The 19,771-nt window shown below is 75.3% G+C and carries 22 protein-coding genes and 1 pseudogene; 12 read left to right on the top strand and 11 right to left on the bottom strand.

Going from position 1 to position 19,771, the window contains the following annotated elements:
* Nucleotides 1-165 precede the first annotated feature (165 nt).
* Nucleotides 166-3,180 carry an ATP-binding protein gene (locus ACFP3R_RS00115; RefSeq protein WP_380631483.1) on the top strand — a complete coding sequence of 1,005 codons (3,015 nt, stop codon included), beginning with the start codon at nucleotides 166-168 and terminating at the stop codon, nucleotides 3,178-3,180.
* Nucleotides 3,181-3,256: 76 nt separating this feature from the next.
* Here the strand turns inward: ACFP3R_RS00115 and ACFP3R_RS00110 are convergent, their stop codons facing one another.
* Both ACFP3R_RS00110 and ACFP3R_RS00105 read right to left on the bottom strand, forming a co-directional pair.
* Entirely contained in the window at nucleotides 3,257-3,676 is a 420-nt protein-coding gene (locus tag ACFP3R_RS00110; protein WP_380631481.1) for a hypothetical protein, read from the bottom strand.
* Between the two features lie 623 nt (nucleotides 3,677-4,299).
* Complete coding sequence (locus tag ACFP3R_RS00105) at nucleotides 4,300-5,202, bottom strand: S8 family serine peptidase (protein ID WP_380632113.1); 903 nt, start codon at nucleotides 5,200-5,202, stop codon at nucleotides 4,300-4,302.
* Between the two features lie 4 nt (nucleotides 5,203-5,206).
* On the opposite strand from ACFP3R_RS00105, the gene ACFP3R_RS00100 reads away from it, so the two are divergent.
* The 3 genes from ACFP3R_RS00100 to ACFP3R_RS00090 all read left to right on the top strand — a co-directional run bounded on the left by ACFP3R_RS00100 (nucleotide 5,207) and on the right by ACFP3R_RS00090 (nucleotide 6,437).
* A complete protein-coding gene (locus tag ACFP3R_RS00100) occupies nucleotides 5,207-5,488 on the top strand; it encodes a hypothetical protein (RefSeq protein WP_380632130.1) in 282 nt (93 codons plus the stop codon).
* Between the two features lie 192 nt (nucleotides 5,489-5,680).
* The gene (locus tag ACFP3R_RS00095) at nucleotides 5,681-5,839 is read left to right on the top strand and encodes a hypothetical protein (RefSeq protein WP_380632129.1); all 159 of its coding nucleotides are present in this window, start codon (nucleotides 5,681-5,683) and stop codon (nucleotides 5,837-5,839) included.
* 298 nt (nucleotides 5,840-6,137) lie between these two features.
* Nucleotides 6,138-6,437, top strand: coding sequence for a hypothetical protein (locus ACFP3R_RS00090; RefSeq protein ID WP_380631480.1), 300 nt, complete (start codon nucleotides 6,138-6,140; stop codon nucleotides 6,435-6,437).
* A 54-nt stretch (nucleotides 6,438-6,491) separates the two neighbouring features.
* Here ACFP3R_RS00090 and ACFP3R_RS00085 read toward each other — a convergent pair whose 3' ends face one another.
* From ACFP3R_RS00085 to ACFP3R_RS00060, 6 genes are all read right to left on the bottom strand, one after another.
* Nucleotides 6,492-7,556, bottom strand: coding sequence for a spore photoproduct lyase family protein (locus ACFP3R_RS00085; protein ID WP_380631478.1), 1,065 nt, complete (start codon nucleotides 7,554-7,556; stop codon nucleotides 6,492-6,494).
* Between the two features lie 98 nt (nucleotides 7,557-7,654).
* Nucleotides 7,655-8,131, bottom strand: a complete 477-nt coding sequence (locus tag ACFP3R_RS00080) for an STAS domain-containing protein (protein WP_380631476.1) — start codon at nucleotides 8,129-8,131, stop codon at nucleotides 7,655-7,657.
* Complete coding sequence (locus ACFP3R_RS00075) at nucleotides 8,128-8,547, bottom strand: response regulator (protein WP_380631474.1); 420 nt, start codon at nucleotides 8,545-8,547, stop codon at nucleotides 8,128-8,130. The genes ACFP3R_RS00080 and ACFP3R_RS00075 overlap by 4 nt, the downstream gene beginning before the upstream one ends.
* Nucleotides 8,544-9,620: a PAS domain-containing sensor histidine kinase gene (locus ACFP3R_RS00070; RefSeq protein ID WP_380631473.1), complete on the bottom strand. Its 1,077-nt coding sequence runs from the start codon at nucleotides 9,618-9,620 to the stop codon at nucleotides 8,544-8,546. The genes ACFP3R_RS00075 and ACFP3R_RS00070 overlap by 4 nt, the downstream gene beginning before the upstream one ends.
* A gap of 68 nt (nucleotides 9,621-9,688) precedes the next feature.
* Nucleotides 9,689-10,078 (bottom strand): ATP-binding protein, encoded by a 390-nt coding sequence (locus ACFP3R_RS00065; RefSeq protein ID WP_380631472.1) that lies wholly within the window; start codon nucleotides 10,076-10,078, stop codon nucleotides 9,689-9,691.
* 70 nt (nucleotides 10,079-10,148) lie between these two features.
* Nucleotides 10,149-10,799, bottom strand: coding sequence for a response regulator transcription factor (locus tag ACFP3R_RS00060; protein WP_380631471.1), 651 nt, complete (start codon nucleotides 10,797-10,799; stop codon nucleotides 10,149-10,151).
* A 92-nt stretch (nucleotides 10,800-10,891) separates the two neighbouring features.
* Between ACFP3R_RS00060 and ACFP3R_RS00055 the strand changes: the two genes are divergently transcribed.
* The gene (locus ACFP3R_RS00055) at nucleotides 10,892-11,044 is read left to right on the top strand and encodes a hypothetical protein (RefSeq protein ID WP_380631470.1); all 153 of its coding nucleotides are present in this window, start codon (nucleotides 10,892-10,894) and stop codon (nucleotides 11,042-11,044) included.
* An 86-nt stretch (nucleotides 11,045-11,130) separates the two neighbouring features.
* On the opposite strand, the gene sigJ is transcribed toward ACFP3R_RS00055, so the two are convergent.
* Complete coding sequence (gene sigJ / locus ACFP3R_RS00050; RefSeq protein WP_380631469.1) at nucleotides 11,131-12,009, bottom strand: RNA polymerase sigma factor SigJ; 879 nt, start codon at nucleotides 12,007-12,009, stop codon at nucleotides 11,131-11,133.
* Nucleotides 12,006-12,737, bottom strand: a complete 732-nt coding sequence (locus tag ACFP3R_RS00045) for an SDR family oxidoreductase (RefSeq protein WP_380631468.1) — start codon at nucleotides 12,735-12,737, stop codon at nucleotides 12,006-12,008. Before ACFP3R_RS00045 ends, sigJ begins: the two co-directional genes overlap by 4 nt.
* Before the next feature lie 96 nt (nucleotides 12,738-12,833).
* Here ACFP3R_RS00045 and ACFP3R_RS00040 point away from each other — a divergent pair, with 96 nt between their 5' ends.
* Together ACFP3R_RS00040 and ACFP3R_RS00035 are read left to right on the top strand one after the other, a co-directional pair.
* Nucleotides 12,834-13,268 (top strand): hypothetical protein, encoded by a 435-nt coding sequence (locus tag ACFP3R_RS00040; protein ID WP_380631467.1) that lies wholly within the window; start codon nucleotides 12,834-12,836, stop codon nucleotides 13,266-13,268.
* A 221-nt stretch (nucleotides 13,269-13,489) separates the two neighbouring features.
* Nucleotides 13,490-15,613, top strand: coding sequence for an ATP-binding protein (locus tag ACFP3R_RS00035; RefSeq protein ID WP_380631466.1), 2,124 nt, complete (start codon nucleotides 13,490-13,492; stop codon nucleotides 15,611-15,613).
* An 81-nt stretch (nucleotides 15,614-15,694) separates the two neighbouring features.
* On the opposite strand, the gene ACFP3R_RS00030 is transcribed toward ACFP3R_RS00035, so the two are convergent.
* A complete protein-coding gene (locus tag ACFP3R_RS00030) occupies nucleotides 15,695-16,252 on the bottom strand; it encodes an EF-hand domain-containing protein (protein WP_380631465.1) in 558 nt (185 codons plus the stop codon).
* Between the two features lie 166 nt (nucleotides 16,253-16,418).
* On the opposite strand from ACFP3R_RS00030, the gene ACFP3R_RS00025 reads away from it, so the two are divergent.
* The 5 genes and pseudogenes from ACFP3R_RS00025 to ACFP3R_RS00005 form a co-directional block, all read left to right on the top strand.
* On the top strand, nucleotides 16,419-17,063 hold the full coding sequence (locus ACFP3R_RS00025; protein WP_380631464.1) for a class I SAM-dependent DNA methyltransferase: 645 nt from the start codon (nucleotides 16,419-16,421) through the stop codon (nucleotides 17,061-17,063).
* Between the two features lie 218 nt (nucleotides 17,064-17,281).
* Nucleotides 17,282-18,199 (top strand): S8 family serine peptidase, encoded by a 918-nt coding sequence (locus ACFP3R_RS00020; RefSeq protein ID WP_380631462.1) that lies wholly within the window; start codon nucleotides 17,282-17,284, stop codon nucleotides 18,197-18,199.
* Nucleotides 18,147-18,668: an alpha/beta hydrolase gene (locus ACFP3R_RS00015; protein ID WP_380631461.1), complete on the top strand. Its 522-nt coding sequence runs from the start codon at nucleotides 18,147-18,149 to the stop codon at nucleotides 18,666-18,668. Before ACFP3R_RS00020 ends, ACFP3R_RS00015 begins: the two co-directional genes overlap by 53 nt.
* Nucleotides 18,590-18,991, top strand: a complete 402-nt coding sequence (locus ACFP3R_RS00010) for a DDE-type integrase/transposase/recombinase (RefSeq protein ID WP_380631460.1) — start codon at nucleotides 18,590-18,592, stop codon at nucleotides 18,989-18,991. Before ACFP3R_RS00015 ends, ACFP3R_RS00010 begins: the two co-directional genes overlap by 79 nt.
* A 15-nt stretch (nucleotides 18,992-19,006) precedes the next feature.
* Nucleotides 19,007-19,483, top strand: a pseudogene (locus ACFP3R_RS00005) (helix-turn-helix domain-containing protein); the annotation flags it as partial.
* Between the last annotated feature and the right edge of the window lie 288 nt (nucleotides 19,484-19,771).

Here is a 19,771-nt window from a genome sequence, read left to right as displayed (position 1 = left end):
CCGGGTGTCCCCCTCCTGGCGGCACCCACGCTCGTACCCGCGCTCCGGACCTGCCGTGGAACCCGTCGAGGACCGGTGGTCCGGTTCCCCGGTTCACCATGCGGCCCCCACCCTCCTGCCCTATACCTTGTGCTTGCGGTGACAAGGGGTTGAGGAGGCTCGCTGGTGACGGCACCGGGTGGCCCCGACCGGGCGCGCGGCGTCCCGGCCGCGGGCGGCGAGGCGAGACGGCTGGTCCGCGACTTCGACTGGGCGGCCGGTCCGCTCGGACCGAGGGGCGGGTGGCCGCAGAGCCTGCGCACGGCCGTCGACGTCTGCCTGTCCTCCCGGTTCCCCCTCGTGCTGCTGTGGGGCCCGGACCTGGTGATGATCTACAACGACGCCTACCGGCCGATCCTGGGCACCTCCAAGCACCCGGCGGCGCTGGGCGCGCCGGCCGAGGTGGTGTGGCCGGAGATCTGGCCCGTCATCGGCCCGATGCTGCACGACGTGCTGGCGGGCCGCGGCGCGACCTGGTCCCGGGACGAGCTGCTCCCGCTGGACCGCAACGGGTTCCTGGAGGAGTGCTACTTCACGTTCTCCTACAGCCCGATCGCGGACGAGACCGGCGCCACCGGTGGCGTGTTCTGCGTGGTCACCGAGACCACCCAGGAGGTCGTCGGGGCCCGCCGGCTGGCCACGCTCGGCGCGCTGGCCGCCGAGCTGGTGGACACCACCGACGTCGACGAGGCGTGCGTGCGGGCCGCCGCGGTGCTCGGCAGGCACCCCGAGGACGTCCGGTTCGCCGAGATCCACCTGGTCGACGAGACGGGTCCGCGCCGGGCGGCGTCCACCGGACCGGTGGGCGGGGTGGGCGGGGTGGCCGAGGCGGGCGAGGTGGCCGAGCTGGTCGCCGACGTCGCCGCCACCGGGCGGACGCGGGTGCTCGACCGGGTGCGCGCGACGCCGGTGGTCGAGCCCGGCGCGGCGGGGCCGAGCGCGGTGCTGGTGGTGGGGTTGAGCGAGCGCAGGCCGTTCGACGCCGACTACCGCTCGTTCGCGGACCTGATCGCGGGCCACGTCGGCACCGCGATCAGCGGCGCCCGCGCCTACGAGGCGCAGCGCCGCCGCGCCCAGGCCCTGGCCGAGCTGGACGCCGCCAAGACCGCGTTCTTCGCCAACGTCAGCCACGAGCTGCGCACCCCGCTGACCCTGATCACCGGTCCCGTCCAGGACGCCCTCGCCGATGCCGAGCACCCCCTGCCCGCCGTGCAGCGGGCCCGGTTGGAGCTGGTGGGGCGCAACGCCGAGCGGCTGCGCCGCCTGGTCAACGGGGTGCTCGACTTCGCCCGCGTCGAGGGCGGCCGGCTGCGACCGGAACCGGCGGCGGTCGACCTGGCCGCGGCGACCCGCGACCTGGCGGTCAACTTCGCGCCCGCCGCGGAGCGGGTCGGCCTCGCGTTCACCGCGCACTGCCCGCGGCTGCCGCGACCGGTGCGCGTGGACCGGGACATGTGGGACCGGGTCGTGCTCAACCTGCTGTCCAACGCGGTGAAGTACACGCTCGCCGGGAGCGTCCGGCTGGAGCTGCGCGACGGGGACGGGCACGTGCGGCTGACCGTCGCCGACACCGGCGTGGGCATCCCGGCCGAGGAGCTGCCCCGGCTGTTCGAGCGGTTCCACCGGGTGCGCGGCGCGCACGGCCGCTCGCACGAGGGCAGCGGCATCGGCCTGGCGATGGTCGCGCAGCTGCTGGACCTGATGGGCGGCTCGGTCCGGGTCGAGTCCGAACCCGGTCGCGGCTCGGTGTTCACCGTCCTGCTGCCCTACGGCGAGGGCGCGCCCGCCGCCGCGCACCCCGACGCGCCCCCCGACGCGGGCGAGGCCGTCGCGCCCTACCTCCAGGAGGCGCTGACCTGGACCGCCCCCGCCGGCGCGCCGCCGGCCGCCGACCGGGACCGGCCGCGGCTGCTGGTCGCCGAGGACAACGCCGACCTGCGCGACTACCTGCGCGACCTGCTCGCCGGGCACTTCGCGGTGGAGCTGTCCGGTGACGGCGAGGACGCGCTCGACCGGGTCCGCCGCAGGCCGCCCGACCTGGTGCTGGCCGACGTGATGATGCCGCGCCTGGACGGTTTCGGGCTGCTGCGCGAGCTGCGCGCCGACCCCGCGACGCGGCACCTGCCGGTGGTGCTGCTGTCCGCCCGCGCGGGCGAGGAGGCCGCCGCCGAGGGGCTGGCCGCGGGCGCGGACGACTACCTGGTCAAGCCGTTCTCCTCGGTGGACCTGGTGGCCCGGCTGCGGTCGAACCTCGCGCGCGCCACCGAGCGCACCCGGGACGCCGCGTGGCGGACCGCCGTGGTGGGCGCCTTGCACGACGGGGTGTTCATCGCCGACGCGTTCGGGGTGGTGCTGGAGGTCAACGACGCGTTCGAGCGCATCACCGGCTGGGGCCCGGCCGACGCGCCTTATTCGCCGCCGCTGCCCTGGCTGCCCGGCGGGAGGGAGCCCGCGCGGCCGACCGACGAGGTGGAGTTCCGCCGGCGGGACGGCGGCGTGGCGCGGGTCGTGGTGACCACGGGCACCGTGGCCGACGAGCGCGAGCACCGGGAGCTGGTGGTCGGCACGGTCCGCGACGTCACCCGGGACCACGACGCGCGGGCCCGGCGCGCCACCGCCGTGGACATGGCCGGCCGGCTCGCCTCGCTGCTGGACCCGGGCAAGCTGCTGGAGACCGTCATCGCCGGCCTGGGCGAGGTGTTCGGCGGCGAGGTGGTGCCGCTGGGGGCGGACATCGCGGTGCCCACCGCGCCGAGCCGCTCCCCCGTGCCCGGACTGCTGCTCGAAGCCGGCGGGCGGCGGTTCTGGGTCACCTTCCCCCGACCGCGCGTGGTCGGGGCGGACGAGCGCACCCTGGCCGACGTGCTGGCCGCGAACCTGGCCACCGCCCTGGACCGGGCCGGGCGGGCCGCCGAGCACGCCGACGTGGAGCGGCAGCTGCGCCAGGCGGTGCGCAGCCACCAGGTCATCGGCCAGGCGGTCGGCATCCTCATGGAGCGGCACCGGTTGACCGACCAGGCGGCGTTCGACCACCTCGTGACCACCTCGCAGCGCCGCAACACCAAGCTGCGCGACCTGGCCCGGAGACTGGTGGAGACCGGGGAGGACCCCGGCCTGGTGGAGGGGCCGCCGCACCGGTGAGGGCCCCGGCCCGGCGCGGGGACCGCCGCCGCACCGGTGACGAGGGGGCCGCGGCGGTGGCGGCCCCCTCGCGCCCTCAGCCGAGCCGGTACGCGCGGATCACGGTCTGCCGCAGCTCGTGGCCCCGGCCGTCGGTCGCCCCCACCCGCAGCGAGGCGTACGCGCCCTTCGCCGCGCCGTTGCGGACCAGCGCGGTGGAGCCGGCCACCGGGACCGGGGTCCACCGCCCGCCGTCGTCGAAGGACACCTCCACCCGGAACCGCCGCGGGTCGACCCGGTCCGGGCCCTCCTGCCGGTCCACCACCAGCGGCACGCGCAGGACCCCGCCGGCGGGCGCCGCCCCGGACGCGTCCAGGCGCGGCGTGAAGCGGACCACCGACAGCGGCAGCGCCCGGTAGCCGTTACCCGGCACCGTGCCGGAGCGGAACGTCCAGCTCAACCCCACCCGCGTGGCGAACTCCGAGATGCCGGGCGCGCGGTCCGCGCCGACCTCCAACCGTTAGTCGGCCGGGCCCGGCGGCACCGGGAACGTGGCGAAGGTGTGGTCGTCCGACTCCCCCACCAGCTCGCCGTCGCGGTACAGCGCGGTGCGCGCGGACGAGGTCAGCGAGAAGCCCCGGTTCCCCTGGCCGTCGCCGAACAGCGGCAGGCCGATGTCGACCAGGTCACCGGCCCGGGACAGGTACGGGTAGCGCGCCGGCGGCAGCGCGGGTCCGAAGACCGGGTGGTTCGACGACCGGTCGTAGGTCCGGCCGGCCCGGTAGCGCTCCGCGCCGGAGAACAGGCCGGTCTCGCTGAGCACCTCGCCGTCCTGGAAGAACGCCCGCCGCCACGGGTTGCCGTCGGTGGTGACGTAGTCGATCGCGGTGCCGGACGGCGGCACCGCGGTCAGCCAGGAGATGCCGCCGATGCCGGAGGAGTCGTCCATGGCCAGGCCGTGGAGGTGGACCTTCCCGGGCGGCGCCGGGCCGAACGAGGTGCGGACGCGCGCGAGGTCGCGGGCCGCGGGCGCCCGCTCGAACCCGGTGGGGACGTGGCCGGGCACCTCCCAGGCGAACCGGTGGCGCACCGGCGCGGAGTCCACCGGGGACGCGGCGAACTCCGCGCCGATCACGCTGCTCACCTCGTCCTCGGACAGCTCCGGGCCGACGTACCCGATGGTCGTGCCCGCCGGGAAGCCGCCCGGGTAGATGGCGACGATCCCGGTGAGGTCGCCCGGCCGGCCGCCGAGGCGCCGGGAGAGCCGCACCGAGCCGAGGAGGGGTTCGGCGGCCGGGTCCGGCGCGGTGACGCGCAGTGGTTCCGCCACCCTGGCGTCCAGGGTGACCGTGCTCGTCGCGGTGACCGCCAGGTCGGGTCGGACCAGCAGGCTGAGCTGGCTGTCGGTCCTGAGCTCGGACATGACGAAGTAGCTCCCCGCGGGCAGCCGGACGGTGTCGCGGCCGGCGGAGAGGGTGGCGGTGCGCTGGTTGGACAGGCCGATGACGTAGGTGCGGTACTCGTCCTCGGGCCCACCGGACCGGTCGAGGTGCGCGAAGGTGGTGTCGTGGCTCTCCGCCTCCCGGTCCACCGCCACCGGCGTGCGCAGCGGCTCGTCGCCGCCGGTCGCCACGACGGCGCCCGAGTAGGCCCCGTCCAGCCCGGCGACGGGCCGGCGTTGCCCGCGGCGACCACGAACAGGGCGCCGGTCCGGGCGGACAGCGCGTTGACGGTCTCCTCCAGCGGGTCGACGCCGGGGCTGTCCTGGTAGCCGAGGCTCAGGTTCACCACGTCGGCGCCCTGCTCGACCGCCCACTCCATGCCCGCCAGGATCGCGGACTCCCGGCAGCCGCCGCTCGCCTCGCACACCTTGCCGTCGAGTACCCGGGCGTCCGGCGCGACGCCCCGGTACCTCGCGCCCCCGCCCGCGATGGTGGCGGCGACGTGCGTGCCGTGACCGGCCCGGTCGACCGCGTCCGGCTCGGCGCTGAAGTTGCGCTCCGCGACCTCCCGACCCGCCAGGTCCGGGTGGTCGCCGTCCACACCGGTGTCCAGCACGGCGACCCGCACGCCCGCGCCGGTGTGGCCCGCGGCCCACGCGGCGGGCGCGCCGACCTGGGCGGTGGAGCGGTCCAGGAGGACCCGGCGCACGCCGTCCAGCCAGACCTTCCGCACGCCCGGGTCGGTGAGCAGCCCCTGGAACGCCGAGACCGCCCCGGTCTTCGGCGTCCCGGTCTTCGGCGTCCCGGTCTTCGGCACCGCGGTGGCGGTGAAGTCGTCCCCGCGGGCCACGATGAGCGGCACGCTGTCGCGGCGGGCGTCGTCGTAGCCCGCCTCCACCAGACCGGTGACGTCGAACAGCCGGGGGTCCAGCCGGTCCTGGGCCAGCGGCCGGGCGGCGTCGCCCGGGACCACGTGCACGTGGTCCGCGCGGTGGAACGCGTGGAACGACACGCCCCCGCGCCCCGCGCCCGGCCGGACCACCACGACGCGGCCGCGGTCGAGCACCACCCGGTCACCCGTGACCAGGGTGACCGTCGTGGTCGGGCCGCCGGTGGTGGTGGACGGGGTGGTGGTGGAGGTGGCGGCGGTGCTGCCCGTCAAGAGGACCACCACGAGGGCGGTCGCCGCGCGGGCGGCGCGCCGACGTGTTCGAGGGTGCGACACGGTTGTCTCCTGATTTCGTCCGACATCGGGAGGAACCGGTTCGACGTTGGGGTCCCGGCCGCTGTTCGGGTCCGTGCCCCCGGCGCTGAACAACGTTGTGTGGACAACGGAATCGCGGGAGGGGTGGTCTGAATCCGCACCGCGGCGGGGACCGGGTGGCGGGGCACCGTAAGGCGCGGTGTCCGGCCCGGCGCGGGGTGTGCCTCGGTCGGGTGGGCGTCTTCGCCCGGTGGTGTGCGCCGTGTCGCGGCGGTGGTCCCGTCGTGGTGCTGTGGCGGTGCAGTTCGATTCACCGATGAAGGAGACATGACATGCGAGGACTGATCCTCGGGGCCGTTCTGCTCGCCGCCGGTGCCGCGACGGGCACGGTGGCCGGCACGGCCGGCGCAGCGGTCGAGGCGCCCTCCGTCGCGCGAGCGGCCGAGTTCTACTGCGACGAGATCCGCGAGCAGAGCGACCGGATCGCCGCGAACCACTGCGATCCGGCCCCGTTCGAGGAGATCAACGACATGTTCGTCGTGCGCGACTCCGAGAACGCGTACGAGTGTTGGCACGGCGCGCCGTACCGGGAGAACGGGATCGTCGCGGAGGACTGCGAGCAGATCGGCTGATCCACGAGGACGTGGTCCGGGTCGGCGCGGCGCGGCGCCGGCCTCCCCGTCCGGTCAGAAGGCGTAGCGCACCCGCAGGTACGGGGCGTGCCGGTCGATCAGCGCGAGCAGCTCGTCGAGCAGCCCCCGCTTGAGACCCGCCCGGTACCGCACGTTGACCCCGCCGCCCTCGCTGCGCTTGACCTCCTGGAGGTCGGGCCGCCACAGCAGCTCCTCCGCCTTCGGGTGCCAGCGCAGGTTCACCTCGTGCAGCGCCCGGTTGTGCGTCAGCATGATCACCTCGGCGGCCAGCTGCGCCCGGGTCTCCGGCGAGGCGGCGTCGCCCAGCGCCTCCAGCAGCTCGCGCCAGTCGTCCAGCCAGCCGTCGTGCACCACGACCGGGCTGAGGTTGACGTGGACCTCGTAGCCCGCGGCGCGGAAGTCGTCCAGTGCGGCCAGGCGCTCGGCCACGGGACTGGTGCGGATGTCGAGCAGCTTGGCGGTGCGCTCGGGCATCAGGGAGAAGCGCACGCGGGTGCGGCCGCGCGGGTCCCAGTCGAGCAGGTCGCGGTTGACGTGCTTGGTCGCGAACGACGCCTTGGCCGTGGGCAGGTCGCGGAACAGCTCCACCAGGTCGCGCACGTTGTCGCTGACCAGCGCGTCGACCGCGCAGTCCGAGTTCTCCCCGATGTCGTAGACCCACGCGTGGTCGTCGACCTGGTCCGGTTCGGTCAGGGGGCCCTGGCGCGCCACGTGCCTGGCCAGGTAACCGGTGATCTGCTCGATGTTGGCGAACACCGTGATCGGGTTGGAGTAGCCCTTGCGCCGGGGCACGTAGCAGTAGGCGCACGCCATCGCGCAGCCGTTGGCCGTGGACGGGGCGATGAAGTGGGCGGAGCGGCCGTTGGGCCGGGCGCTGAGCGACTTCTTCACGCCGAGCACGAGCGCCTCCCGCTTGATGCGCACCCAGCGGCGCGCGTTCGCCTCGTCGCCGTGCAGCTCGGGGATCTGCCAGTGGCTCGCCACCTCGACCAGCTCGGCGTCGGGGAAGCGGTCGAGCACCGCGCGCCCGCGGGGCAGTGCGGCGGCGGCGGGCTCCACGTAGATGCGGGTGGGCGAGATCAGCGGTGGTGCGGTCACCCCTCCAGTGTCCGAGCAGGACCGACGAACCCGCACGACGAGCGGCCCCGTGTGCCGGGCCTCACCGCCGTGAGCCGGGCCACCCCGGGAGTTCCCCGCTACGCGCCGGGGTCGGTGGTCGGGGTGGGATCGGCGGTGGGGCCGCCCGTGGCGGGGTCGGCCGTGGTGGCGTCGCCCGTGGCGGGGCTGCCGGTTCGCTGGACGACCGAGCCCAGCGCGTCCAGCGCCTCGGCCCGGGAGGCGTAGATGTCGAGCACCGCCGTGACGCCGGTGACCTCCAGCGGCCGCAGCACGGGCCTGCGGTCGGCCACGACGGCGACCGCCCCGCCCGCCCCGAGCGCCCGCTCGTGGGCCCCCAACAACAGCGACAGGCCCGGCGAGCCGAAGAACACCACCTCGCTCAGGTCGAGGACCAGCAGCGGCGGCCCGGCCCTGAGTGCGTCGTCCACGGCGGCGTGGACAGGCGGCGCGCTGTCCACATCAAGTTCACCCGAAAGAGCGACAACATGAGCGTCGCCCGCGCGACCGACGCGCACGTCGAGGTCGAACGGTGGCGGCTCGACGGGCTCGGTCACGGCGTCTCCCGCTGTGGGCTGCGGTGTTCCCCCGACGTTCTACCAGTGCCGAGGCGTCGCACAGCAGCCACTATGTCACGGTTGGGCGCGCCCTTGACGATGTACTCGGTGACCCCGGCCGCCCGGATGTCCTCCACGGCGGCCAGGTCGGCGTGAGCCGAGAGCGCCAGGATGCCGGTGCCCGGCGCCAGCCTGCGGATCTCCCGGGCGGCGCGGCCCCCGCCGCCGCCGGGCATCCGGACGTCGAGGACCACGACCGCGGGGACGTGCCGCCTGGTCAGGTCGATGGCCTCGTCGGCGTCGGCGGCGACCCCGACCACCTCCAGGTCCGGTTCGGCGTCCAGGACCTCGCGCAGCGCGTCGCGGATCATGGCGTCGTCGTCGGAGATGACCACGCTGAGCTTGGCGGGCGTCACCGCTCGGCCTCCACCGTCGTCGGTACCCAGAACCGCACCACCGCGCCACCGCCGGGGCGGTCGGTCAGCGACCACCAGCCGCCCGCCGTCTCGGCCCGCTCGCGCATCTCGATGGTGCCGAAGTGCTCCAGGGCGTTGGGGTCGGACAGCCGCCCGACCCCGACGCCGTCGTCGGAGATCTCGACCAGCGTGCCCTCGTCGGCGGAGGACAGGTTGATCTCGACGGTGGTCGCCCGCGCGTGCTTGCGCACGTTGTTGACCGCCTCCTGGCAGATGCGGAAGATCGTGATCGCCGTGTCGGCGGGCGGTTCGTGGTCCAGCGCGTGCCGCAGCCGGTAGTCGATCCCCCACGAGCCGGTCGCGTCGGCGAGGTAGTGGTCCAGCGCCTCGGCCAGGCCGTACCGGTCGAGCTCCGGGGGCCGCAGCCGGAACACCAGGCCGCGCAGGCGGCCGATGGTCTCCCGGACCGTCTCGTCCAGCCGGTGGACCACGGCGGCGTGCTCGGCGGGCAAGCGGCCGGCCAGCAGCTGGAGCCTCATGCCGACCGCGACCATGGCCTGGATCGAGTCGTCGTGCACGTCCCAGGCGATGCGGCGGCGCTCCAGCTCCTGGGCCTCCACCAGGTGGCCGACCAGCCTGCGCTGCTCGCGCAGCGCCTGCTCGGACCGCCGCCGCTCGGTCAGGTCCCGGGTGACCTTGGCGAACCCGCGCAGCCGGCCCTGGTCGTCGAACAGGGCGGTGATCACCACGTTGGCCCAGAACCGCGAGCCGTCCTTGCGCAACCGCCAGCCCTCGTCCTCGAACCGGCCGACCTCGCCGGCCACCTCCAGCTCGTGCCAGGGCTTGCGCGTGGCCAGGGACTCGGCCGGGTAGAACACCGAGAAGTGCCGGCCGACGATCTCCTCGGCCAGGTAGCCCTTGATGCGCTCCGCGCCCGGGTTCCAGCTCACCACCCGGCCCAGCGGGTCGAGCATGAAGATCGCGTAGTCCACCACGCTCTCGACGAGCAGGCGGTAGTCCTCGACCGGGGGCCGCTCGTAGGGGTCCAGGGGGTGGGGCGGGTCCGCGGTCATGACGACACTGTCCACCACCGGGCCCACCGACCGCACCGGCCACGCCGCCCGGGGTGGGGTGGCGACGCTCAAGACGCCACGGCGGGCATCTCGCACCAGACGACCTTGCCACCGGGCCGGGGCTCGGTGCCCCAGCACGCCGTCAGCCGCTGGACCAGGGGCACGCCCCAGCCCCCGGAGGAGCCGGGGGGACGCGACCTGGGCAGCGCGGGGCTGCTGTCCGCGACCTCGATCCGCAGCCCGCGCGCGGCGCCGACCAGCCGGAGCAGCGGGACGCCCGAGGCGTGCCGCAGCGTGTTGGTGACCAGTTCGGAGACCACCAGCACGGCGTCGTCGTGGTCGCCCCGGTAGCCCCAGTCGGCGAGGGTCCTGCGGACGAAGTCGCGGGCCAGCGCCGCCCCTCCCCGGCCCAGCGGGGCGCTGAACTCCGCCACCGGGTTCGTCACCGAAACGTCCACGAGGACACCGTGCCGCACGGGCACCAGTCCGCCCAGACGCAGCGGCACCCGGTCAACTGGTGCAGGAGCATCAGTCGAGCAGGCCGTCACGGCGGGCGATGGCCACCGCCTCCAGCTTCGACCTGGCGCCCAGCTTCTCCAGCACCCGCTGGACGTGGTTGCGCACGGTGTTGCGCGCCACGCCCATGCGCTCGCCCATCTCCTCGGTGCTCGCACCCTCCGCGAGCAGGGACAACGCCTCGCGCTCCCGGGTGGTGAGCGCCACGCCCGGCGGGGCCGACCTGCCGGTGAGCCTGTCCAGCACCCCGGCGAGCAGGCCGCCGTCGAACACGACCTCGCCCTCCGCCACCCGCCGCACCGCTTCGGTCAGCTCGTCGAGCCGGGAGGACTTGAGCACCAGGCCGGACGCGCCGGACTCCGCCACCCGGGAGGCCGCCGACACGGTCGCCTCGCCGGTCAGCACCAGCACCCGGGCCCCGAACTCGACGAAGCTCGACACCGCCCGGAGGCCGTCGCCGTCGGGCAGGCGGCGGTCGAGCAGCACCACGTCGGGGCGGTGCCGCCGGACGTCGGCCAGGGCGTCGGTCACGGACCCGGCGGTCGAGACCACCTCGACCTCGTCGGAGTCCTCCCAGGCCAGCCGGATCACCTCGGCCACCAGGTGGTGGTCCTCGACCAGGACCACGCGGACGGGAGCGCGCGGAGCGCCTTGGTGCGGCATGGCGGTGCGGTCCCTACGTAGCCGTGCGGAGCCAGCACCCCACCCTAGTCGGTCTGCGGCCCGGCCCCCGATCGGCAACTCGCTGTCGGGGGATGAGCACCCAGGGGTGGAACGGGCCGGAGGTGTCGGCGGTCGCGGAGCCGCGGGTGGCGGCGTGCACGCCGCCGACGGCGGAGCGGTCGCCGCGGGTGGCGGGGTTCGACGGGCCGGTGGCGCGGGCGGGGGTGGGTCGCGCGGGCCGGTGAGCACGGGCCGGTGAGCACGGGCCGGTGAGCACGGGCCGGTGAGCACGGGCCGGTGAGCACGGGCCGATGCTCACCGGCACCGGCCACTACCGCGCCCGGGGCAGCTTGGCGGGCGCCACGACGATGTCCACCCGCCGCACCCGGTCGCCGACGGCGGTGATCGAGCAGACGAAGCGCGTCGTGCCGTCCGCCCGCAGCACGGCGAACCCCGGACCGCCGTTGACCGCCAGCGGCACCAGGCGCTCGTCGGCGGCGACCTTGCGGCGCACGCCGAGCACGAAGCGCGCCACGTGGTCGGGCCCGTGCACCGGGCGGCGCGCCACACCGAGCAGGCCGCCGCCGTCGCTGGTGAGCACCACGTCCGGGTCCAGCAGGCCGACCAGCGCGGCCAGGTCGCCGCCCTCGACCGCGCCGAGGAAGGCGTCCACCACCCGGCGGTGCTCGGGCGCGGCCACGTCCACGCGGGGCGCGCCGGCCGTGACGTGCGCCCTGGCCCGCACCGCCAGCTGCCGCACGGCGGCGGGACTGCGCCCCACCACCGCGGCGATCTCCGGGAACGACATGCCGAAGACCTCGTGCAGGACCCACGTGGTGCGCTCGGCCGGGGTGAGCGTCTCCAGCACGACCATCAGCGCGTAGCTCACGGTGTCGTCCAGGGTCACGCGCTCGGCCGGGTCGGGCGAGCCGGGGTCGACCAGCGGTTCGGGCAGCCACGGCCCGACGTACTCCTCCCGCCGCACGCGCGCCGACCTCAGCACGTCCACCGCCCGCCGGGCCACCGCCACGACCGCCCACGCCTCCACGTCGAGGACGCGCTCCCGCGCGTCGGCGTCGGCGAGCTTCAGCCAGCAGTCCGAGACGACGTCCTGCGCCTCGGCCAGGGTGCCGACGATGGAGTAGGCGACCCCGACCAGCCGGGGCCGCACGCGGGTGTACTCGGCGGCCAGCTCGGCGACGCGGCTCACGCCCCCACCGAGTCCAGGTACTCGGCCCAGGTCCGCCCGCCCCCGGTGTACTCGCCCCGGGGGGTCAGACCGCCGGTGGCCAGCCCGGCGGGCCCGCCCTCGGCCTCCTCCACCCGCAGGTCGTCGCCGCGCCGGGCGACCAACTGCCGGGCCATGTCCACCACCCGCAGCCGCTCGGGCCCGGCGATGGGCGGCACGAACCCCCGCGGCTCACCGGCGGCCAGCTCGACCAGCCGGACCGCGACGTCCTCGGTGGCCACCGGCTGCGACAGCATGGCGGGCACCCGCGCCACCGGCCCGCTCGCCTGCGCCAGCACCTGCCCGGCGAACTCGAAGAACTGCGTGGCCTTCAGCACCGTCCACGGCACCCGGCCGGCCGCGACCAGGGCCTCCTGGCGGCGCTTGCCGAAGTAGTAGTCCAGGTCGACCTCGTCGGCGCCCACGATCGACAGCACCACCAGGTGCCGCACGCCCGCGCGTTCGGCCGAGTCGAGCAGGTGGGTGGTGGCCGAGGTGAAGAACCGCTCCGCCTCCTCGCGCGTCCACGCCGGACCGTTGGAGACGTCGATCACCGCCTCGCACCCCGCCAGCGCCTCGTCCAGGCCCTCCCCCGTGGTCAGGTCGGCGGTGGACCGGCTGATCACCACGGCCTCGTGCCCGGCCCGCGCGACCTCCTCGACGACCTTGCGCCCGACAACTCCGGTGCCACCCGCAACCGCGATCTTCATCCCCGCGTCCCAACGATCGTGCGAATTCCGTCATCACCAGGACGATCCGGCCCGACGAACTGTGACATCCCCGGCGGCGCCCCGCGCCGACCGGGCGTGAAGATCCTCCTGGCAGGGCTGTTGGCCCTGGTCACGGGCTGTGCCACGACCGCAACGGGCTCAGGCGCCGCGGTCAGGACCACGACCGGTGAAACCACGACCACGACCACGAGCACCACCGAGCCGACACCCCTGGAGCTGCCCGAGATCGACGAGGGCGCCCCGGCCCGCTACTGCGACCAGCCGTTCCCGGGCGCCCTGGGCAAACCGATGCTGGCCGTCGTGGTCGAGACCCCGTCCGGCCGCCTGGACTGCGACGGGGCGGCCGCCGTCCTCGTCGACTACTACGCCGAGCGCCACGACCCGACCCCCGGCCTGCCGCCGCTGGTGGTCGCCGCGATGACGTGCAACCAGGTGCCGGAACCGGCGCTGCCGCAGGTGGTGTGCTCGGACGGGGACGACGTCGTCTACTCCATGTGGCCGCAGACCTGAGGTGACCGCACTCCTGCGGTGCGCGGGACCCCGCAACCGGGTGGTCCTCGACCGATCGCGGGGTGATCCCCTTTCTGCGGCGTGGGTTCCGCGCGCCCGGGGTGACACTGCGGACGGGACCGTGGGCCGCCGGCGCGGGTCGACGCCGGGGCTCGCGGTCCGGGACGCGGTGGAGGTGAGCGGCGACGCCCGGACCGGAGGACCGCGGCGAGCCCGCCGACGTGGTCGGCGGGCCGGTGGTGCGCAACGAGGTCACCGCGCCCGCGGTCGGGGTGCTGGCGCAGGTCGGGGTGGTGCACGGCGGTCTGCACGTCCACCCGCCGGCCGCGGTGGTGGTGCCCCGGCAGTTGCCCGCCTCGCCCCGTTCGTTCGCCGGGCGCGCCGGGCCGTTGGCGGAGCTGGACCGGGCCTGCGCGGCGGAGGGCGCGGCGGTCGCGGTCTCGGCCATCGGCGGCGCCGGCGGGATCGGCAAGACCTGGCTGGTCCTGCACTGGGCGCACCACAACGCCCACCGGTTCCCCGACGGGCAGTTGTTCGTCAACCTGCACGGCTTCAGCCCCGCCGAGGACCCGGTCACCCCCGATGCCGCGCTGTTCGGGTTCCTCACCGCCCTCGGGGTGGCCCCCCGCGGCATCCCGACCGACCTGGCGTCGAAGTCGGCGCTGTACCGCAGCCTCGTCGCGGACAGGCGGGTGCTGGTCGTGCTCGACAACGCCGCCACCGGCGAGCAGGTCGCCCCGCTGCTGCCCGGCGGCGCGTCCTGCACCGTGCTCGTCACCGGTCGCACCCGGCTCGCCTCCCTGGTCGACCGCCACGGCGCCCACCACCTGAGGCTGGACGTCCTCACCCGCGAGGAGGCGCGGGACCTGCTGGTCCGCCGCCTGGGCCCGGCCCGCCCGGCCGCCGAACCCGACGCGGCCGACGAGCTGATCGCGCTGTGCGGGCGCTACCCCCTGGCCCTGTCGATCATGGCCCGGCACGCCCGCGCCCACCCCTCCGTCCCCCTCGCCGAACTCGCCGCCGAGCTGCGCGAGCTGGGCCTGGAGCTGCTCGACCACGACACCGACCCCGCCGCCGGCCTGCCCGGCGTGCTGTCCTGGTCCCTGCGCGGCCTGACCGCCGAACAGCGCGAGGTGTTCGCGCTGCTGGGCACCGCCCCCGGCCCGGACATCGGTCTGCCGGCGGCGACCAGCCTCACCGGCTCGTCGGCGAGGCGGACGCGCGAGGTGCTCAGGGTGCTGGAGGACGCCTCCCTGATCGAGCGACACCCCCGCGGCCGGTACGCGATGCACGACCTGATCCGCGACTGCGCCGCCGCCTCCGCGCGCGCCCTGGCCGAGCCGGCGCGGCGGGCGGCGCTCGACCGGGTGGTCGACTTCTACCTGCACACCGCCCACACCGCCGACCGCGTCCTGAGCCCGCACCGCCGACCGATCCGGCTCGACCCGCCCACGCCCGGCACCCACCCGCACCCGCTGCCCGACCACCCGACCGCGCTGGCCTGGCTGGACGCCGAACACCTCCACGTGCTGGCCGCCCAGCGCACCGCGGCCGCCCACCACCGGCACCGGACCGCGTGGCGGCTGGCCTGGACCCAGCAGAGCTTCCACGAGCGGCGGGGGCACCACCACGACGACCTGGCCGTGTGGCGGGTGGCCGCGGCCGCCGCCGACCACCTCGACCCCGGCAGCCGCGCCCTCGCCCACCGGCGCCTCGGCGTCGCGCACGCCCACCTGGGGCAGCACGAGGAGGCCATCGAGCACCTGGGGCGGGCCCTCACCCTGGCCGCGGACGACCCCGGCGAACAGGCCCACACCCACAACAACCTGGCTCGGGCCTGGGCACTGCGGCACGACCACCCGCGGGCCCTGGAGCACGCCCGGCACGCCGTGGACCTCTACCGCGCCCTCGGCCACCCGGTGTGGGAGGCCGACGCGCTCAACGCGGCGGGCTGGTACGCCGCCCACCTGGGCGACCACGACACCGCCCGTGAGCACTGCCTGGCCGCCCTCGACCTCAACCGGCGCCACCACGAACCCGCCGGCGAGGCGGAGACCCTGGACAGCCTGGGCTGGATCGCCCACCAGACCGGCAGGCACCACGAGGCCGTCGACCACTACCGGCGGGCCCTCACCCTGCTCCGCGACCTGGGTGCCACCCAGACCGCCGCCGAGACCCTCGACCACCTCGGCCAGGCCCACACCGCCCTCGGCCGGCACCACCGGGCCCGCACCGCCTGGCGGGAAGCGCTCCGGCTGTACCGGCACCAGGGCCGCGACGCCGACGCCGAACGCGTGGCGCGGTACCTCGACACCCGGGTCCCGGGCGCCCGGCGCACCCCCTGATCCCCCGGTGGGGCGACCCGTCGCGAACGCGCCGCCGGGTCGCCCCACCGGATCAGCGGTCGGCGGCACCGGGCGCGGCGATCACCCCACGCGCCCCATCCACCAGTTGCCGGGCGCGGACGGGTCCGTGCTCGACCAGAACTCCACGCACGCGCGCGTGAACTCCTCGGCGGTCAGCCGGCCGTCGCCGTCCGCGTCGAGGTGCTCGAACGCCTCGGCGGCCTCGGCCTCGCTCAGGCCGGGGAAGTGGCCGCGCTGGAAGACCAGGAACTCGGCGGGGCTCAGGCTGCCGTCGGCATCGACGTCGGCGACGGCCAGGAACGCCTCGGCCAGCGCGCCGATGGTCGACCGGGCGGCCCCCGGGTCGTCGGAGAGGGAGCCGGTGGAGGCGAGGAACCGCTCGCGCGAGATGGTCGTGCCGCCGCCGGGGACGTGCGGCAGGTGCAGGTCGTGCCAGATCCTCAGGTAGGCGTCGACGATGCGCTGCTCCTGCGGCGACCCGGGCGCGTGCCCGAGGGCCTCGGCCGCCCGCTTGCCCATCAGGACGTGGTCCTGTTCGTCGAGGAACCCGTCCCCGTCGACGTCCAGGTGGTCGAAGCCGTGGTTGATCTTGGCCTTGAGCAGGTCGGTGAGAGGCACGAACCCTCCGTACGCGGTCGGTGACGCGGGCGGCACACAGGATGGTGGCGCCGGGGAAGGGCGGGCAAGGGTTGGGCGGGGATACCGCACGACCGGACCGCCGGTGTCCACCATCGGGGGATGGACGGGCCGCCGAACCGCGGTCGGCGCCGGCCCGTGGACTACCGTGCCGCTCGTGGACGACTGGCTGGCCGACACCCGCGCCTCGTACGACACGGTCGCGGTCGCCTACGCCGACCAGGTGCGCGGGGCCATCGCCGAGCGCCGGTACCTCCGGGCTGCCCTGGCGCTGTTCGCCGAGGACGTGCGGGAGGCCGGCGGCGGACCGGTGGCCGACGTCGGCTGCGGTTCCGGGGAGGTCACCGCCCACCTGGGCGGGCTCGGGCTCGACGCCTTCGGGATCGACCTCTCCCCCGGCATGGTCGACGTGGCCCGGCGCGCCCACCCCGGCCTGCGGTTCGAGGTGGGCTCGATGACGGAGCTGGACCTGCCCGCCGCCTCGGTGGCCGGCCTGGTGGCCTGGCAGTCGCTGATCCACGTGCCCGACGACCTGGTGCCGACCGTGTTCGGGCACTTCCACCGGGCGCTGCGGCCCGGCGGCCCGCTGCACCTGCTGTTCCACGTCGGCGACGAGACCCGGCTGAAGACCGCGGGTTACGGCGGCCACCCGATGAAGGTCCACGTCCACCGCCGCCGGCCCGAGCGGGTGGCGACCTGGCTGCGCGAGGCCGGTTTCGAGGTGGAGGCCCAGCTGCTGCTCGACCCGGAGGGGGAAGCCCCGCAGGCGTTCCTCTTCGCGCGCCGCGGGTGATGGCGGCCCCGTGGCCCTCGGGGCCGTCCCGCCCGGCGGGACGCGCTTTTCCTTTTCCCCCAACGGTGTGACGCCGGTTCCTTGACACCTCCCCCGGAAGTGCGGTTCGCTCGGCTTCGCGAAACGATCAGCCAGGGGGGCGACGCCGTGGAGCCGGCTTCCGCAGTGCCGGACGCGACCCGCGCGTCGCGGCCCCGTGCGCGACCGGTGCCGCGCGGATGATCACGGCCCTGGCGGCGGTCGCGTTCTGGGTCGGGCAGCTGGGCCTGGAGCGGGCGTGGGCGCACACGGACGGGTCCGGCGTGACCGTGGCCGTGCTGGACACCGGGGTGGACCCCGACCACGCCGACCTCGCCGGGGCGGTGCTGCCCGGGGCGGAGTTCCCCGACCTCGGTTCCGGGGCCCGGGACGCCTCGGGGCACGGCACGTCCGTCGCCGCGCTGATCGCGGGGCGGTCGGGGGTGGCCCCCGGCGCGCGGGTGCTGCCGGTGAAGGTGACCGGGGGCAGCGCGGACGCCACCGAGGCGCTGACGTGGGCGGTCGACCGCGGGGCGCGGGTGGTGAACCTGTCGCTCGGCGGCGGGACCGGCTCGTTCGACGAGGGCCTGCTGTACGCCGCCGAGCACGACGTGGTCGTGGTGGTCGCGGCGGGCAACACCGGGACGGACGCCGGGGTCACGGCGTTGGCGCGCGGCGAGCACGTGGTGGCCGTGTCCGCGGTGGACCGCGAGGGGCGGTTCCGGGAGGACGTGAGCGTGTCCGGACCGGAGGTCGTGCTGGCCGCGCCCGGTGTGGACGTGCCCACCTCGCGCGGCGAGCGCAGCGGCACCAGCTACGCGGCGGCCCTGGTGTTCGGGGCGGTGGCTCTGGTGCGGGCGGAGCACCCGGATCTGGACGCCGTCGAGGTGGTGGAGCTGCTGACGTCCACCGCGCGGGACGCCGGGCCGCCGGGCCGCGACGCGGAGTACGGGTTCGGCGTGGTCGACCCGGCGCGGGCACTGGAGGAGGGTCCGCCGGGGGGCGGCGGGGTGTGGTGGTGGTCGGCGGTGGCGCTGGTGCCGCTGGGGGTGTGGGCGGCCTGGCGTGCCCGTGGACGCCGCACCCGGTGCCACGCCCGTGGACGCCGCACCCGGTGATCCTGCGGATCACCCGGCGTTCTCCCGACACGCGGGAGCCGTCACGACCACCTCGTCCAGCTCGCTCCGCCTCCACACCCTCGACGGCCTGCCCCTCCAGGGCACCCTGGTGCTGCCCGAAGCCCCGGCTGAGCACGCCGTCGTCCTGGTTCACGGCGGCGGCGCGACGCGCGAGGAGGGCGGCTTCCTCACGCGCCTGGCGGCCGGTCTGGCTGACACAGGCGTGACGTCGCCGCGCTACGACCTCCGCGGGCACGGTGAGAGCGACGGTCGTCCCGAGGAGTCCTCACCGGCGGCTCACCTGAACGACATCCGAGTTGCCCTCGCCCAGGTACACCGGGAGTCCGACGGGACCTGTGGGTCACCGCGGAGCTGCGGGACCAGGGCGAAGTGGTCAGCGCCGAGAACGTCGCCGAGGTCATGGCCGGAACCGGGATCGAGGCCATCAGCCCACGTGCGTTCGAGGTGAGAACGACGACCGCCGGTGCGGCGGCGTCGTTCCCGCCGGATCCGGTCGAGCGCGAGTTCGACCAGGATCGCCCGGACGCGGTGTGGCTGACCGACATCACGTACCTGTCCTGTGGTGAGGGCGACGTGTTCCTGTGCGCGACCCGGGACGGCCATTCCCGCAAGGTGCTCGGCTACAGCGTCGCTGACCACATCGGCGCCGGGATGGTCACCAAGGCCACCGAGGCGGCGGTGGCCGTCCGTGGCGAACGGTGCCGTGGCACGGTCCCGCATTCCGACCGCGGCGGCGAGGGCGGATTCACCTGGTCGTCGCAACACCCCTGATCAAGAGGTGAAACGATGGCCGGGCCGAAGCAGGAACAGGTTCGGGCGTACCGCGGGCAGATACCGTCGCCGGGACGCCCGACGGTCGCCTGGCGCGAGGATCGAGTGCGGTTCTGGGCGGTGGTGGCCCCCGGGGTGCCGACCGACGAGGCGTCGGAGGTGGCCGGCGTGTCGGCTCCGGCCGGTTACCGGTGGTTCCGCCACGCCGGCGGGGTGAACCCCCGACTGTCCACAACGGTCTCCGGCCGTTACCTGTCGTTCAGCGAGCGCGAGGACATCGCGCTGTTGGGCGCCCGGGGCCTGGGCGTGCGCGAGATCGCCCGGCGGCTCGGACGCGACGCCCCGACGACCTCGCGGGAACTGCGTCGCAACGCCTCGACACGAACATACGACGTGGAGTACAAGGCATCGACGGCCCAATGGCATATCGAACGGCGTGCCCGGCGTCCCGAGGTCGCCAAGCTCGTGGCCGACGAGCGGCTGCGCGATCACGATGGCCGACACCCTCGCCAGGACCGTCACCGCGCTTCCCGGGCAGTTGCGTCGGTCGTTGACCCGGGACCGCGGCAAGGAACTGTCCGCACACGCCCGATTCACCGTCCGGACCGGGCTGCCGGTCTACTTCGCCGACCCGCACTCCCCTTGGCGGCACGGCACCCGCCGAAGCACTCAACGACCACCTACAACCACTCTAAGTAGCCGTTTCCGAGCTACTGGTGTTGGGTGAGTCGGCGGCTGGTGATGCGGATCATGGACCAGCGGACCATGGCCTCGTGGTGG

It is taken from the genome of Saccharothrix lopnurensis (assembly GCF_042658445.1).
In the GTDB taxonomy this organism is placed as follows: domain Bacteria; phylum Actinomycetota; class Actinomycetes; order Mycobacteriales; family Pseudonocardiaceae; genus Actinosynnema; species Actinosynnema lopnurensis.
The sequence above is the reverse complement of the archived record's forward strand: the minus strand, read 5'-3'. Positions and strand labels throughout refer to the sequence as shown.

Coding starts and splice junctions, on each gene's coding strand:
- ACFP3R_RS00090 (WP_380631480.1), top strand. CDS start 6,138: ATGCGAGGACTGATCCTCGGGGCCGTTCTGCTCGCCGCCGGTGCCGCG.
- ACFP3R_RS00070 (WP_380631473.1), bottom strand. CDS start 9,620: ATGACCGCGGACCCGCCCCACCCCCTGGACCCCTACGAGCGGCCCCCG.
- ACFP3R_RS00055 (WP_380631470.1), top strand. CDS start 10,892: ATGAGCACCCAGGGGTGGAACGGGCCGGAGGTGTCGGCGGTCGCGGAG.
- ACFP3R_RS00045 (WP_380631468.1), bottom strand. CDS start 12,737: ATGAAGATCGCGGTTGCGGGTGGCACCGGAGTTGTCGGGCGCAAGGTC.
- ACFP3R_RS00020 (WP_380631462.1), top strand. CDS start 17,282: ATGATCACGGCCCTGGCGGCGGTCGCGTTCTGGGTCGGGCAGCTGGGC.
- ACFP3R_RS00060 (WP_380631471.1), bottom strand. CDS start 10,799: ATGCCGCACCAAGGCGCTCCGCGCGCTCCCGTCCGCGTGGTCCTGGTC.